14 protein-coding genes are annotated in these 15598 nt (G+C 66.4%); 5 read left to right on the top strand and 9 right to left on the bottom strand.

The window, feature by feature from the left end; translation table 11 throughout:
• Positions 1-15 precede the first annotated feature (15 nt).
• From ACZYZ7_RS03610 to ACZYZ7_RS03635, 6 genes are read right to left on the bottom strand one after another with little or no spacing between them, the layout of a single operon-like run.
• On the bottom strand, positions 16-777 hold the full coding sequence (locus ACZYZ7_RS03610) for an aspartate/glutamate racemase family protein (protein ID WP_463740213.1): 762 nt from the start codon (positions 775-777) through the stop codon (positions 16-18).
• Positions 774-2087, bottom strand: a complete 1314-nt coding sequence (locus ACZYZ7_RS03615) for a M20 family metallopeptidase (protein WP_463740214.1) — start codon at positions 2085-2087, stop codon at positions 774-776. The genes ACZYZ7_RS03610 and ACZYZ7_RS03615 overlap by 4 nt, the downstream gene beginning before the upstream one ends.
• Positions 2087-3367: an amidase gene (locus ACZYZ7_RS03620; protein WP_463740215.1), complete on the bottom strand. Its 1281-nt coding sequence runs from the start codon at positions 3365-3367 to the stop codon at positions 2087-2089. Before ACZYZ7_RS03620 ends, ACZYZ7_RS03615 begins: the two co-directional genes overlap by 1 nt.
• Complete coding sequence (locus ACZYZ7_RS03625) at positions 3367-4242, bottom strand: VOC family protein (protein WP_463740216.1); 876 nt, start codon at positions 4240-4242, stop codon at positions 3367-3369. Before ACZYZ7_RS03625 ends, ACZYZ7_RS03620 begins: the two co-directional genes overlap by 1 nt.
• Before the next feature lie 34 nt (positions 4243-4276).
• On the bottom strand, positions 4277-5335 hold the full coding sequence (locus ACZYZ7_RS03630) for an FAD-binding oxidoreductase (protein ID WP_463740217.1): 1059 nt from the start codon (positions 5333-5335) through the stop codon (positions 4277-4279).
• Positions 5336-5338: 3 nt separating this feature from the next.
• Positions 5339-6532, bottom strand: coding sequence for a Rieske 2Fe-2S domain-containing protein (locus tag ACZYZ7_RS03635; protein WP_450069091.1), 1194 nt, complete (start codon positions 6530-6532; stop codon positions 5339-5341).
• 219 nt (positions 6533-6751) lie between these two features.
• Here ACZYZ7_RS03635 and ACZYZ7_RS03640 point away from each other — a divergent pair, with 219 nt between their 5' ends.
• Together ACZYZ7_RS03640 and ACZYZ7_RS03645 are read left to right on the top strand one after the other, a co-directional pair.
• On the top strand, positions 6752-7372 hold the full coding sequence (locus tag ACZYZ7_RS03640) for a winged helix DNA-binding protein (RefSeq protein WP_450069092.1): 621 nt from the start codon (positions 6752-6754) through the stop codon (positions 7370-7372).
• Positions 7373-7586: 214 nt separating this feature from the next.
• Positions 7587-8201 carry an IclR family transcriptional regulator gene (locus tag ACZYZ7_RS03645; RefSeq protein WP_463740218.1) on the top strand — a complete coding sequence of 205 codons (615 nt, stop codon included), beginning with the start codon at positions 7587-7589 and terminating at the stop codon, positions 8199-8201.
• Positions 8202-8464: 263 nt separating this feature from the next.
• On the opposite strand, the gene ACZYZ7_RS03650 is transcribed toward ACZYZ7_RS03645, so the two are convergent.
• On the bottom strand, positions 8465-9277 hold the full coding sequence (locus tag ACZYZ7_RS03650; protein WP_450069094.1) for an SDR family NAD(P)-dependent oxidoreductase: 813 nt from the start codon (positions 9275-9277) through the stop codon (positions 8465-8467).
• Between the two features lie 223 nt (positions 9278-9500).
• Here ACZYZ7_RS03650 and ACZYZ7_RS03655 point away from each other — a divergent pair, with 223 nt between their 5' ends.
• The 3 genes from ACZYZ7_RS03655 (at position 9501) to ACZYZ7_RS03665 (ending at position 12987) form a co-directional block, all read left to right on the top strand.
• Positions 9501-9995, top strand: a complete 495-nt coding sequence (locus ACZYZ7_RS03655) for a DinB family protein (protein ID WP_463740219.1) — start codon at positions 9501-9503, stop codon at positions 9993-9995.
• An 87-nt stretch (positions 9996-10082) separates the two neighbouring features.
• Positions 10083-12689 (top strand): LuxR C-terminal-related transcriptional regulator, encoded by a 2607-nt coding sequence (locus ACZYZ7_RS03660; RefSeq protein ID WP_463740220.1) that lies wholly within the window; start codon positions 10083-10085, stop codon positions 12687-12689.
• Between the two features lie 55 nt (positions 12690-12744).
• On the top strand, positions 12745-12987 hold the full coding sequence (locus ACZYZ7_RS03665) for a hypothetical protein (protein ID WP_286174906.1): 243 nt from the start codon (positions 12745-12747) through the stop codon (positions 12985-12987).
• Here ACZYZ7_RS03665 and ACZYZ7_RS03670 read toward each other — a convergent pair.
• Together ACZYZ7_RS03670 and ACZYZ7_RS03675 are read right to left on the bottom strand one after the other, a co-directional pair.
• Positions 12953-14167, bottom strand: coding sequence for an FAD-dependent monooxygenase (locus ACZYZ7_RS03670; RefSeq protein ID WP_463740221.1), 1215 nt, complete (start codon positions 14165-14167; stop codon positions 12953-12955). The genes ACZYZ7_RS03665 and ACZYZ7_RS03670 overlap by 35 nt on opposite strands.
• Positions 14168-14212: 45 nt before the next feature.
• The gene (locus ACZYZ7_RS03675) at positions 14213-15415 is read right to left on the bottom strand and encodes a serine hydrolase domain-containing protein (RefSeq protein WP_135454135.1); all 1203 of its coding nucleotides are present in this window, start codon (positions 15413-15415) and stop codon (positions 14213-14215) included.
• Positions 15416-15598: the final 183 nt, after the last annotated feature.

Here is a 15598-nt window from a genome sequence, read left to right on the forward strand (position 1 = left end):
CCTGATTGGTCGGTGTTACGGCAGGGCTGGGGTGACGGCGCTGAACAGGTCGTCCTGGACGAGCGCCGGCGGCGGGTAGGCCCGCTTGCTGTGGGTCAGTCCGGTCAGCACAAGCAGCTCGCACATCTTGTAAGCGATGACACCAGGGTTGATCACCGGGACATCGAGGGTCTTCTCCAGGTACGCGTGGGATTGATGCATGGTGGTGGACCCGAGAATGATCACGTCCGCACCGTCTTCCGCGATGGCAGCCCTGGCTTGGGCCTCCAGCGCCTCGAAGATGAAATCCTCCTTGCCGGCGAGTAATTCGCTGGCGTTGGGCGAGACGCCGACATCACGGACCGAGGCCAGCCGGGCGGTGAGGCCGTGCTCGCGCGCGGCCTTGTGGTAGAGCTCGTGCCATTGCGGCCACATGGTGATGACGGAGAACTTCTTGCCCAACAATGCGGCCGCCAACATCGACGCCTGATTCGGCGCGACCACCGGAATGCGCAGCCGGGAACGCAGTGCCGCCAGTGCCGAATCACTCATCGAATTGACACAGACCGCGGCATACCCCTGTTCCTCGGCGCGGCATCCGGCGTCGAGCACGAAGGCGTCGGCGAGGGTGGTCTCATACGCGCTGTCGAGGGTGGTGCCACCGGCGCGGGCGGACACGAAAACGTTCTCGAAGCCGGGGAACACTGCTGCGGCCGGAATCTGGGCCGCGAACGCGTCGAGTGCCGGTTGCGGCACCGGCACCGGCACGATGTTGAGGATCTTGCGGTGCCGTGTCACAGGTCGAGTTCCTCTCGGGTGCGGGTCAGGGTGTCTACGATCGCGTAGGCCACCGCGCGGGCGGCGGTCATCACATCGGTGACCGATGCGACACCCATTCCGCCGAGTCCCTCGTTGAGTTCCGCGGGGGCGGTGGCCGGTGGCCACGGGTATCCGATCCGGGCGGTGGGCACCCCGAGGCGGCGGATGAGGGTGCCGTCGGTCTGGCCACCCAGCATCGGGGTCGACTCATAGGGCCGACCCTCGACTTCTTCCCAACCGCGCCTGCAGGATTGGATGATCCAGTTGTCCGGGTCGGTCATGCCGCCGGGCAGCGAACCGTACATCTCCCAGTCCAGCTCGATGTCCGGTTCTGCAGCCCGGATTCCGGCGATCATCTCGGCGAACTGGTGGCGGACCTCGCCTGGGGTGGTTCGGGGGTTGACCCGGACGTCCAGGTAGATCTCAGTGGTGGCCGATGGGAAGGCCGGTTTGTCGGGGGAGCCCGAGCGGACCGCCGAAATCCAGCCTTCGGGGATGGTGGTTCCCGCTGTGTTGCGCGCGGTGTACTGCGGCAGCCACGCCTCGATGTGCTGGATCACCGTTGCGGCCGGCACGATCGATGACCGGAAACCCGGTGTGCCCCGGGCGATTCCGGCATAGCCATAGGTGCCCCGCACCGACACCTTGAACCAGCACATGCCCGGCTCTTCGGGGAAGACCGCCCACCAGGGTTTGAACACGATCGCGTGATCGGGCATGGCGCCGTGGGTCAGCAGATGGAAGATCCCGTTGCTCATTCCGGCCTGACCTCGACCGCTCATGCTGACTGGCATGCCGCCGCCGGCGAAACCGATTGCCAGATCGCCGATTAACGGTATTCCCGACTCGATGACCGCATGGGCAACCTCGGTCAGCCCGGCCACCATGCATTTGGGGTTCGAGGCGCCCAAGCCGATCACCAGATCGCCGTCGATCTGGGCCTGTGGCAGCATGTCCGGGCGTAGCCGGGGGCCGACCCAGGGCACATCGGACTCGGGATCGATGTGAGTGTCGATGGGGGCGTACAACAACAGCCTGCTGCCGCCGCCGCTGCCGAGCCGTTCACCGAATGCGTTGCCGCTGTGTTCGTTCATCGGCTGGTAGCCGGCTTCGATGCCCACGGTGTCGCGCAGATAACCGGCCATGAATTCCGACGCCGGGCGCTCCAACCCGGTCGGGCTGTGAATGTTGATCAGATTGACCAGGAGGTCGCGAAATCGGTCCGGATCCAACCGATCGCATACCGCTTCGTACATGGCGCGCCGGGTATCGGTTTCGGTTGTGCCCATCATGGCTCCTCGGGTAGTGCGCAGCGCGCGGTCAGGCCGGCGCGGTCGGTTAGGCAGGTGGCGATGCGGACCAGTGCGTGGTCGGCCTGCGGGGGCCCGACGATCTGCACGCCCAGCGGCAGTCCGGCTGCCCCGACGCCGACCGGCAGGCCGACCGCCGGCAGCCCGGTCACGCTGGCGAGCTTGTTGAACACCGGATCGCCGGTGTTGGTGAGACCTTCCGGGGCTTCCCCGGTCGCCGCCAGCGTGACGAGCACGTCGACGTGGTGCAGCGCCGCCGACACGAACCGGGTGCAGGCCTGTACCACCGCGCGCGCCTGCTGAAGATCGTTGGGAGTCGCCGTCCGGCCGGTGGCCAGGAACTCGGTCAGCTGGTCGCTGACCTGCCCGCGACCTTCGCGGTGCAGGCGTGGTTCGAGCGCGGTCGCCGCCTCGGCGGCCATGATCAGCGTGTGACCGTCGTCGAGATCGGCGAGTTTACTCGGGACTTCGATGTCGATGACCTGCGCGCCCAACCCTGCGAGCCCGGAGACGAAGCGATCCAGGGCCGCGGTTGCCGATGGCGTGGCCCGGTCGCGCCACGGCGGCCGCAGTACCCCGATCCGGAGCCTTTCGGTGGCCGGCAGGGCTGCCGCATCGGGACGGCGGGTCAGGACCGCGTCCAACTCGCCGAGCCACGCCGGGTGGCGCGCGAATGCACCCACGGTGTCGAAGCTCAACGCCACCGGTAGCACACCGTCGAACGGCCAGCGGCCGTACGTCGGCTTGAGGGTGAACACACCGCAAAAGGACCCCGGTCGCAGCACCGAGCCGGCCGTCTGTGTACCGAGTGCGATCGGAACCTGCCCGTCGGCCACGGCCGCTGCGGATCCGCTCGACGAGCCGCCAGGCGTGTGGCCGGGATTGTGCGGATTGCGGGTTGCACACGGCCGGTAGGTGGCGAACTCGGTGGTGGCGGTCTTGCCCAGGATCACCGCTCCGGCATCACGTAGCCGTGCGATGACATCGGCGTCGCGCACCGGGCGATGACCCGCCCACAACTCGCTGCCGTACCCGGTGGGCTGATCACCGGTGTCGATGATGTCCTTGACCCCGATCGGAACACCATGCAGGGCGGTGCGTGGTGACTCCGTGTCACGCGCACGAGCCTGCGCGCGCGCCAGCTCGGGATCCAGGTGCGCCCAGGCGCGGATCAGGTTGTCGCGCAGGCTGATCCGGTCCAGGTATCGCTGCAGGGTGGCAGCTGCGGTCGGCGGGGAGTCGTCGGGTGCGCTCAGCATCAGCCTGCCTTCTGCACAACGTGGCCCCAGCGGGCCGGGGCATCGTAGGTCTTCACCACCCAGTCATCACCGACGACGGCACCGCCCCAGCCGATCTCGATCCCGAACCCGGACGGCGTGGCCAGGTAGAACGAGGTGACGCCGTCATTGGTGTGTCGACCCAGCGTCATCTTGAGGTCGATGCCCGCACCACAGATCCGGTCGTAGGCACGCCCGACGTCATCGAGGGTCGCGGTTTCGATCATGAGGTGGTTGAAGTCGCCGCCGCGGAATCCGAAGCACTCGTTCATCAACGCCACGCTGTGGTGCCGCGGATTGCAATGTAGGAAGGTGGCGTCCGCGCCGTCCCAGACGATGTAGTCGGTCAGGCTGAAGCCCAGTACCCGGGTGTAGAAGTCCACCGAGGCCGGATAGTCCTTGCACATGTAGACGACATGGCCCAGGCCCAGGTCGCCGGTGACGAAGCCGCTGATCACCCCGCCCTGGGTGACGGGCGAGAGCTCGGAGACCGCCCCCACCACCACCTCGGTCGGGAAGCCGTCGGGGTCGTCGAATCGAAAGGCCGACTGCGCTTTAGGGGGTTCCGGGGTGTCCTCGTCGACCCAGTTGACCGCGATGATCTCCGCAGAAACCGTCTCGGCGAGCCGCTGCAGTTCGGCGGGTGTGTCGACCTCCCAGGTGACCCGACGGATCTCGTCGGTCGAGCCGGGATACAGCGCGATCCGGTGGTGCCGATCGTCGAGTCGGACCAGCAGCGGGTCCTGTGGGGCCGTGCGTGGGCGCACGTCCAGCTCGAGCAGGTCGACGAGCAGATGTTGCCAGGCGTCGATATCAGCGACGGTGGCGGCGAAGGCGCCAAGCCTCGAAATGCTCAATTTTGTTTCCAATCACTTTGTGAAAAGGGATTTTTCAGCTGGGAAGAAACTGCTCGGTGTGGATGTTTTCGCGCGGCAGGCCGAGCTCCTGTAACCGGGCGAAGGCGGCGTCGATCATGGCGGGCGGCCCGCACAGATACGCCGACGTCGCAGGGTCGCTGACATCGTCGGCGGTCAGGACGCTGACCGGATTGCCGACCAGCACGCCGGGCTGCTGATGCGGCTCGTCGGCGGTCACCCGCACCGACAGGTTCGTCATGAAGCTGGCCCGGCCCTCGAGCTCGTCGAGGTGAAAGAGGTCGCTGGTGCGGGTACATCCGAAGACCAGCCGGATCGGCTCCTTGCCCCGGGCGGACTGCAGCTTGTCGAGCATCGACAGCATCGGCGCCAGGCCGGTTCCGCCGGCCAGCATCAACACCGGGCCGGCGTCGGAGACCAACCCGAATGACCCCAACGGACCTTCCACGTCGATCTGCTCACCGATCGTGGCGCGGTCGCGCAGGTAGTCCGACATCGCCCCGGTAGGCAGCAGCCTGATGGTGAAGGTGAGCTGACGCTTCTGCCGTTCCCCGGATGCCATCGAATACGAACGCCACTCTTCGGTTCCCGGGACGCGCAGCCGCGCGTACTGTCCCGGGCGGAACGCGAATGACACCTGCTTGGGCAGTCGTACGGTGAGTTCGACGACGGTCTCGGCGAGCTGCTGCAGGCCGGTGACCTTGGCCGTGACCTGCCGCCGCGGGTAGTCGTCGAATACCGAAGCCGGATAATCCAACTCGACCTCGGTATCGGCCACCGCATGTGCCTGGCAGAGCAGACGATTGCCGTCGGCGATCTCGTCTTCGCTCAGTGGGTAGATCCGGTCGTCCGGCATGACGAGCGCCCCGTCCCGGACCCGCCCGACACAGGTGCCGCAGGTGCCGATGCCGCACTGGCTTGCCAGCCGGACGCCTGCGGCGGATGCCGCATCGAGCACCGACTGTCCTTCGGGAACCAGGACTTCCTTGGTGGTGTCGGTGTACTGCAGTCGCACACAGTGGGTGCGCGCAACGGCGCCGGAGTCGGGCTGACGATCGCTTGCGACGATGGTCATGACCTAGTCCTCGTCCTGGTAGGGCGACTCGAAGAAGCCCCGTAGATGGCGGGCTGCTACCTTGCGCCAGGCGATGATCGAGTAATCCATGTCGCAGAGCACCTCGTTGTTCCAGCCGTCGAAGCGGGTGTAGTGCTCTTCCGTCGCCTCACGAGCGAACACATCGCTGTTGTTGAATCCCTCGAGTGCAAGCGGTTTGAAGAAGTTTTCGTACTTGAACTCGAATTCGCGCCGGTCGGCGTCGTCGGTGACGCGGGTCGCCACCACCTCCCAGTACTCGTGATGGTGGTCGTCGATCGGGACGTAGAACTCGTACTGGACGTGATCGGTGATCGGCCAGTGCTCGACCATCAGCGTGCCCGGAACCCACAGCGACGTGCGGAAGTAGTGCGGCACCGACCCGCGTGCCTTGATGTCGACCTTGGGGTTCTCCAGCACCGGCTGGTAGAGATCCGGCCGGTCGTACCGATTCATCACGCCCTTCGGGCCGTCCGGGACATCGATCTCCTCGGTGGCCTCATTGGACAGCGCGTTGACACCAAGTGGCAGTGCGCGATCGAGCGCCACCAGGATCTGGTTGTCCCAGTGCACCAGCAGATGGCCGGGGTCCAAGCCGTTCTCGGCTGCCAGCCGCCAGTTGCCGACCAGCTTTCGGTGGATCCCGCGGATGATGATGCCCTCGTCGGCCAGGTGGGGCACCGGCTTGTCATTGGGGTCGTTGGTGACATGCGCCGGCAGGTCCGAGGCCAGCGGAGGAGGGGTTCCGTAGTCGGCGTCGCCGACGAAGACGAAGATCATTCCGTTGACCTCTTCGACCGGATAGGTGCGTACACCCACCCGCCCGATGAGCGAATCCTCCGGATTGCCAACGATTGTCGTCAGTTTGCCGTCGGAAACGTCATAGGTATAGCCGTGGTACCAACAGCTGACGGTCCCCTCGGACAGACACATCGGTTTCGCGGACAGTTTCACGCCGCGATGGATACACCGGTCCGACAGGGCGTAGACCTTGCCGGCCGAGCGACGCAACGCGATGTCGTGACCACCGATGGTGATGCCCTTGAGACCTCCGTCAGCAAGCTCGTGCGAGAACAACGCGGGGTACCAATGGTTCGCGTAGCCCCAGTTCGCCTGGACGTAGGGGGCGTAATGCCTGGTTACCGCGGACGAGTTTCCGCTGTGACTATCGACGGACATCAATGACCTCCATGGGGTATGGCTCGGCGCCGTCGGCGCGGCCGAGGTTGGTGAGGCAACCGGATCGACGAAAGACGCTGTCCGGAGGGCCCAGGGGTGAAACACGCTTACGTGTCTGCGGTCACAGTACCGATATTTGATGGAAAATCAATTGAGAATCCATAAATTAACAATGGTCCACGTTGCGGTCCGGTGCGGCGACGTGTTGAGTGGAGGCCGATGAGCGCTAGTGACGCACAGGCGGATACGGGGGCAAGCGCCGGTCAACCGCTGCCGCTTGAGCCGGAACGGCGTTGGCATCTGGCCCAGGATGGCTACGAAGAGGCCCTGACGGCTTTCGAATTCGCCCTATTGCAGGTTGACGGCGAGTTTCAGCGGTTCGCCGTTCACGCCATGCAGGTGGCCGGCGACCTCGACCTGACCGTCAACGAGGTCGTCGCGATGCACGTGGTGCGGATGCAGGAACGGCCCAAGGACACCGCCACGATCGCCCAGTTGACCAACCGCGAGGATCTGCCCAATCTGCAGTACAACCTGCGCAAGCTGGTGACGATGGGCTTGCTTGAGCGCACCAAGTCTGGGACGTCGGCGGTATTCCGGGTGACCGAGAAGGGCCGTGAGATCACCGATCGCTATGCGGCCCTCCGGCGTCAGATGCTGACGTCCAACCTGACCGAGCTGGCCGACGTCACCGCGAAACTGCAACACGCGGTGCGCTCAATGCACGTGCTGACCGGTCTGTACGCGGCCGCGAGCCGAGACCTGGCGACCATCAATCCGGCCGTCATGTTTCCGTCGGACGGTTCCGGCTCGTCGGCGCATGGCACCGCCGAGCCGTAACCGGATTGTCGGGCCGAACTACTCGTAGTCGGCCAGCAGGGCCTTCTTCTGCGTCTTGCCCATCGCGTTGCGCGGCAGCGCATCCACGAAGCGGATCTCCCGCGGGGCCGACATGACCAACGCCTTCTGAATATCGGTCCATATGGTGAACCGATGGACTATATTGCGGACCGCTGTAGGGCGTGCGTTCTATGCCGTCACGTGAGGTAAGGAAGTGGAACGGGCAGCGATGAACAGTGTGCTGACCGCCCTGCGGGTGTTTGAGGAGGTCGCCACTGCGCAACCGGTCGGGCTGAGCGAACTGGCCCGGCGGCTCGGTATTCCGAAGGCGACCGTGCAACGCAACCTAAAGACCCTGCACCACGCCGGCTGGATCAGGCCGGCGGCCGACAGTGGGCGTTGGGAGATGACAGGCTTGGCGTACCGGCTGGGTAGCTCGGTGGCCACAAAGCACAACCTTCGCGAGACGGCCCTGCCCGAATTGGCGGCGTTGCAGTCGATTACCGGGGAGACGATCCATCTTGCCGTTCCCGACGGTGATGAACTCGTGCTTGTCGAACGACTCGACAGTTCGCACCAGCTACGGGCGTTCCTACCATTGGGGACCCGGCTGCCGTTGCATGCTGCCGCGACCGGTAAGGCGTATCTGGCGACGCTGGACGACGACCGGATCGCCGGCTACCTCGCTGACGCGCCGGCCAAGGTCGCCGCCAACACGATCACTGACCCGGAATGGCTATGGGACGAGGTACGGGCCACGCGGGAGCGTGGCTACGCGATCATCGAGCCTGTGCTTGTTTCAGTATTTCGGGGCCATCGGCACGGATGACCGCCGATCGGCTAATTGAGTACGCGGAAGCGGCGCTGGAGGCTCAGGCGGCTATTGAACGTTCTCTGGACTGACGCCCGGCGTTGAGTCTGACCAGCCGTCCATTTTTATGGACGGCTGGTCATCGCGATGTCGTTCTCTAATTCGGCAGGTAGTCCTCACCTTGGCACTGGACGGCGATGCCGACGTGCGGGCCCATGCGCGTCAGGCCCTCGCCGGTTGAGCGCCACCGTCGCTGTGGCCGGCGACTCGCCGAGGAAGCGTCACTGCTTGAGTAACTGGGAAAGCTGGATGTATTCGTCGGCCGCGATCGAGGCCGGCCGTCCGGCGCATATCCCACCGTCGATGGCAATGTCTTGGCCATTGACGAAACTGGAGGCATCGCCGGCCAACCAGAGCAAGGCGGCGGCGACGTCGTCGGGCTGGCCGACCCGTTTCATCGGCTGCCACCTAGGCAAGGCCGCGGCGAACGCGGCTTGCAGCGCCGGGGCAGCCTGTTCGGCCGCGTCAGAGTCGAGACCAGTGGTCTTGAGCTGGATGCCGGTGGGGATGGGGCCAGGGGAGATGCTGTTGACCCGCACGCCCCGCTCGCCCAACTCGACAGCGGCGCATCGCGTCAGCTGCAGCACTGCGGCTTTGGCCACCGAGTAGTCCACCGGGGTCCACCCGGCAACATGTCCGCCGACGCTGGCCACATTGACAATGCTGCCCGTCCCTTGAGCGCTCATAGGTCTGGCTGCGTACTTGATCCCGGCGGCCATCGCCAGCACGTGCACCCGCAGGGTGTCCGCGAAGGCGTTCAGGTCGAGTTCCTCGATCGGGCCCAGAGTGCCTGAGTTACCCGCGTTGTTGATCAACACGTCGAGCCGGCCGAATCGCTCCAGCGCATGTTCGATCAACCCGCGCATTTGCGATTCGTCGGCGACGTCGGCGCGGTGAAACGCTACCGAGGACCCGAGCCGGGCAGCCAGCGATTCGCCGCGATCCACCTGACGCCCGCTGATGAGCACACGTGCGCCGTGAGTCGCGAAGACCTCCGCCGCCGCGGCGCCTAAGCCGCCGGTAGCGCCGGTCACGACAGCCACCTTCCCGGCCAGCGGCGAATCGATCTTAGGATCGGTCAGGTGGTGGACGGCCGGCGTCCGTCGCGGTTCTGTAAACACGTTGTCGAGGATCGCGTGACAACCGTGAGCGGGCAATTACCTGCCGGGTAACCGCTGCTGTGGCTGGTTGAGCGGCACCTTTGCCCGAACGGCAAGTTCCGTGCCTCAGCGCGCCAAAGCGCTGATACTGGGCACCGTGCACACAAGCCGGCAACGAAAGCACGACAACCCGCCGCCGCGTACTGCGAACAGCGAAGCCGAGGTCCTGCGGGGATTCCTCGAATACCTCCGTACCTCGATCGCCGCGAAGGTCGACGGCGCGCCCGAACCGATGGCACGGACGTTCTCAGTGCCGTCGGGCACCACGCTGCTCGGCCTGCTGAATCACCTGACCCACGTCGAACGGTGGATTTTTCTCGGGGAAGACGTCTCCAACTGGCAGGCGACGTTCACTGTCGAACCGACGGACAGCATCGCCGATGTGGTGGCCCGCTACCGAAATGCCGTCGGGCGCGCCAACGAGGTGCTCGACGACTGCACGGATCTCGGGGCGCCGTTACCTCGGTCGCGGCCGGGCAGGCCTGCGGCCAGCGTCCGTTGGTGCCTCACCCACATGATCGAAGAGACCGGCCGCCATGCAGGTCACGCCGACATTTTGCGTGAGCTGATCGACGGCACGACCGGTCGGTGACCACGCTCGGGCCGGTCCGGATTTCTGAAGGCATCGAAGTTTGTCGTTACCCGTGCTAACGACCTTGCCTCGGCTTACTCTCGTTGCGTGCGACTGGCCTGGCCGCTGACGGGGCGTTTGGAGGAGACCCGACTGATCGACGCCGCACTGGCCTCCACCGAACTGTCCGGGATCGTGATCTATGGAGCTGCCGGAGTCGGCAAGAGCCGTATCGCCCGTGAAGCACTCTCGACCGTGGGCGCCAACGGTCACGAAACCCGCTGGGCGGTGGGCACATCAGCTGCCCGAGCGCTACCGCTGGGGACATTCGCGCGGTGGGTGGGAACCTCTGACGCCGACAGCGTCGCGCTGGTCGGCCGGGTGATCGACGGTCTGACCGCCGCCTCGAACGGCCGGCCGGTGCTGGTGTGCGTCGATGACGCGCACCTGCTCGACGGGTTGTCGGGTTTCGTGTTGCAACAGATCGTGCAACGCGGTGCCGCCAAGCTACTGCTGACCGTGCGTACCGGTGCACCGGTACCCGCCGAGGTTCTGACGGCGTGTGACCGTGGCCGGTTCGAGCGACTGGACCTGCAGCCGCTGTCCCGGGACGAGTCGACCCGGTTGCTGACCGCCTCGCTCGGCGGCCCCCTCGATCCAGAAGCGGCACAACGGTTATGGCGGCTCACCCGCGGAAACGTGCTCTACCTGCGCAACATCGTCGAACAGGAAGTCACCCAGGGCCGGCTCGCCTGCGAGGAGGGCCGCTGGCGGTGGACCGGAGATCCGGTGATGCCGCCCGGGCTGGTCGAACTGATCGAGACGAGGATCGGCGCGCTACCGCCGGCGGTGAGTGAGGTCGTCGATGTACTGGCGGTGGCCGAGCCCATCCAGCTGGACCGGCTGACCGCGATCACCGATGCCGATTCGGTGGCTGCTGCCGAGACACGTGGCCTGATCACGATCGATGCCACCGACCGCGAGGTCCGCGTCGCCCACCCGCTCTACGCCGAGGTGCGACGCAACCGGGTGCCGGGTTCACGCTTGCGCCGGCTGCGCGGGATGGTGGCCACGGCGCTCGGTGACCGGGAGGACCGCGACGCCATGCGGGTGGTGGTGCGGCGGGCCGCGCTGATGCTCGATTCGGATCTGGCGCTGGATCCCGAGTTGTTGACCCGGGCCGCACAGGGCGCGGTGTGGATGTCCGATCTGTCGCTGGCCGACCGGTTGGCCCACGGGGCGATCGAGGCCGGAGCTGACGCGGAGGCGAAATTCATTCGCGCGCATGCCTTGTCGTGGCTCAGCCGGGGTGAGGAATCAGACGTCGTGCTCGACGCCATCGAGACCGCCGATCTCACCGACGACGGGCGGGCCCGGCTCGCCTTCCTGCGTGCTTCCAACATGCTGTGGTCGCTTGCCGATCCGGTCGGCGCCAAGCGGCATGTCGACGAGGCGGCGGTGGGCATCCCTGCGGAAGCCCGCGCCGCGATCGACGCGTTCTACACGGTGTACTGGGCCGCGATGGGCGATCCAGAGCGGGCCAGGGCCGCGTTCGGCGGCCTCGATCTGGACGCTCTGCCCGCCATCGTGGGCGCGGTGACCACGTGGGCGGTGGCCGCATCGTGCGGCGATGCCGGCCGGGCGGACGAGGCCGTCACAGCCGCCCATGTCGGTTACCGCATCACGGACGGTTCCTTCGATGCCGCGCACACGCGGTTCGTCATCGCCGACGCACACATCGGTGCGCTGTTGCTGGCCGGAAGGATCCGTGAGGCGCGCGAGGAGGCCGATCAGTTGAGCCGGCACGCCGCGAACCTGCCCGGCGCAGCCCAGTTGTTCGGCGCCGCGCTGACAGGTCGTGCCGCGGCGGGAGCCGGTCAGCTGGGCGTCGTGGCCGAACTGTTGGATCCGGTGGTCGAGATGATGCGGGCCGCGGGGGAGAGGAACGGGTTCGGCTACCGTTTCCACCTGCCCCGGGTCACGGCGCTGGCCATCCGGGGTATGGCCGACGACGGCACCCTGGCTGAACTCGACGAATACCGTCATGCCAGCTGGCGCTATCTCGCCTACGAACATGCCTTGGTGCGGGCCTGGGTCGCTGCGACCCAGGGCGCGGTATCGGAGGCCGTCGACATCGCGCTCGAGGCCGCCGACACCGCCGGGGCCAACGGGCAGTTGGCGGCCGAGGTGTGGTGCCTACAGACCGCGGCACAGTTCGGCGACCATTCCCGTACGCGCCGGCTCGACGAGTTGACCGGGATGGTCGAGGGACCGCGGGTCGGTGCCGCCGCCGCACTGTCCCTGGCCCTTGCCCGAGACGACGGTGACGGGTTGGCAAAGGTCTCAACCGCATTCGAGGAGTTCGGCGACCTGGTGGCGGCCGCCGACGCTGCTGCTCTGGCAGCGGTGGCGTACCGGCGCAAAGGCATGCGCGGATCGGCGATGGCGTCCGCGACCCGGGCCACGGCGCTGGCCGAGGCGTGCGGCGGTGCAACCACCCCGGCATTGGTCGCCACCGCCGAACGTCTGCCCCTGACCGACCGGGAGCGCGAGATCGCCATGCTGCTCGGCACCGGGGTGTCGAGCCGGGTGATCGCCGACCGGCTGCGGCTGTCGGTGCGCACCGTCGAGGGACATATCTACCGCGCGATGGCGAAAACCGGGGTGTCCACCCGGGCCGAACTGGTCGCGCTGCTACCCCTACGGCACCGCTGATTCGAGTATGGGGTTACTCGCTTCGGCTCGGCTGATCCATCGCATCCTGGATCGCATGGCCGACGAGGGCGAGAAACGCGAGCAGGCGCTACGCCAACTGCCATTGCCGTACTCGCTGGCATTGCGGTTGCGCGACGCCGGGGTTGCCCGCGAGGTCGTCTGTGAATACCTCAGTATCGAGGAGTCCGCACTCGACGGCCTCTACCGGATCGCCGAGGCGAAGCTGGCGGCAGCGTCTGCTCGCCGAGGTGCTTGGCGGGACCTCAGCCCACCGGCAACGGGTAGTCCGGCAGGTTGATCGAGTCGGCGGTGGTGAACCATTTTCGCTCGGCATACCGACGAAAAGGCCAGCGCTGCATCCATTTCATCATCTGAGCCATTACCGCTACGTCGCTGGACGACCTGGGGAGGTAGCCGTCGATACCCTGCGCCAGGGTCTGGCACCGGTCGATGTAAGGCCTCATCACCGCCTCATAGCGCATCAGCGCGCCTGGGATCCGTTTGGCATCAAGGGATTCAGCCGGGCCGAGTTCGCAGGCCAGGACGTAAGCGCCGACCAGCGCCAGGCTGGTGCCCATACCCGACAGCGGTGAGGCGCAGTAGCCGGCGTCGCCGACGAGCGTCACCCGACCGTTCGAGATCGTCGGCATGTGCACCTGCAGGAAGGCATCGAAATAGAAGTCGTCTGCATGTTCTGCCGCCGCCAGCAACGCCTCGCAGTGCCAGCCGGCGTCAGCGAAATACCTTGCCAGCAACGCCCGTTGCTCATCAGGGTCGCGGCGGTCGAACGACAGCGGCTCAGATCGGAACGCCAATCCGGCTTTGCAGAGCGCCGAGTCGTGTGCTGGGCGCATCGACGCGTTGAGCCCGGGCTTCTGATACATGAGATACCAGCCGTCCAGTCCGGCGGTGTCCGGGCCGGTGAACCAGGCGTTATAGCCGCCGAGCAGTTTGACGAATTGCTCCTCGGGACCGAACGCCAACCGGCGAACCGAGGAGTGTGGCCCGTCGGCCCCGACCACCAGATCCGCAGTCACCGTGGTGCCGTCGCTCAATACCGCCTCCATACCGCCGGGGCTTTGATGCAGCACGGTGATGCGGGTGCCGAATCGGTATTCGGCGCGCGCCCTGGTGGACTCGTACAGTGTGTCCACCAGATCACCGCGCAGGATCTCCAGCTTCGACACCACGCCGTTGCCGTGAAACGCCGTCACCGGCATCTCCGCGCGGCGGCTGCCGTCGGCGCGTACCCAGGCTATCCCTTGCTGGTCGATCAACCGGCGCTGCAGTTCGGCCATCAGACCCATCCGGGTCACCACGTCGCGACCGGCACCACGCAGGTCGACAGTCTGTCCGCCTGGCCGGATCCCTGGCGCGGATTCCACCACGATCACCCGGTATCCGAAATCGCTCAGCCAGTGGGCCAATGCAGGTCCGGCGATTCCGGCGCCGCTGACAAGAATGGTGGGCTGCTCCATGCGCCACAGCGTATGCGCCGCTGTGACGGTGAGCCGATCAGTCGCTCAGAGATCGAGCGCCTGATACGTGCGGCGGACGAATCGGGGTTGTGCGGTCTGCAGTTTGGCCGTTGAGGTGTTGCCGCTGACAGCGGCGGCGTCCACCGACAGATTCGGATGGTTCTGAACCAGATAGATCAGGATCAGATCCGCCGAAGGGTCGGCCTGCCACCAGGTTCCATAGGCGCCGGGCCAGCTGAATGTGCCCGGTCCGCCCGGCCCGAACAATTGGCGCGACTTCGCCGTGTCGGTCACCACCGAGAGGTTCAGGCCGAAGCCCCGGCCGACCCAGAACGGCGCCCCGAGGAACTGGAACTGCTTCTGTTCGGCGGTCAACCGGTCGGTACGCATCACCCGTACCGACTCCTCGGACAGCACGCGTACGCCGTCGGCCGTGCCGCCGCCCAACAACATCCGGGCGAACTTCAAATAGTCGTCGGCGGTGGAGAACAACCCCGCCCCGCCCGTGCAGAACGGGGGATCGGTGATCGGTGCCGGACCCATCACATCGTGGGTCAGGGTGTTGTCGGCGGTCAGTTGGTACATCGTCGCCGCCCGCCGCCGGCCGGCCGCGTCGACAGAGAAGCCAGTGTCGACCATGCCGAGCGGGGCGAAAATGCGCTCGGACAGCACCTGGGCCAACGGCTTGCCCTCGATCCGGGACAGCGCGATTCCCAGCACATCGGTGGAGTGACTGTAGGTGAGCCGGTCACCGGGCTGATGCGCCAGTGGCAGCTTGGCCACCTCGGCCAGCCAGCGGTCCTGGTCCTGGCGCAGCGACAACTTGCCGTATGCCGACGCCAGCGGACCCAGCACCGAGAACACATAGGCCAGGCCGCTGCGGTGGGTCATCAGATCATCGAAGGTGATGGGCCGGCGCGCGGGCTCGGTGCGGTCGAGCGGACCGCGCGGATCACGCAGCACACGCATGTCCGCCAGTTCGGGCAGCCATTTGGTCACCGGCTCGTTCAGGGCCAGCTTGCCCTCCTCAGCCAACGCCATCGCCGCGGCCACCGTCACAGGCTTTGTCATCGAGGCGATCCGGAAGACGGTGTCGCGCTGCATCGGCAGCCCTGCGTCGACGTCGCGGTGCCCCAGGGCGTTGACCTGCAGGACCTTGCCTGCCTGCCACACCAGCGTTACCGCGCCGGCCAGCAGTCCGGCGTCGATGGCCTCACGGATGGACGATTGGTTGCCGTCGAGGTTCACCCGGGCCACGTTAGCGGCCCCCTGGAAGGCTCGGCAGTCCAGTCTCCGGGCCCTGCCGGGCATTCCCCACAAGAATCGCCGCGGCTTGGGCGATACTTCCCTGGCGGATATGGCGTGAGAAGAGGCTGATGACCCAGCAGGACCAGATCGACGGCGACCCGAGCTCGGGCTCCACACCCGAGC

The sequence above is a fragment of the Mycobacterium sp. IDUB_17 genome (genome assembly GCF_055419465.1).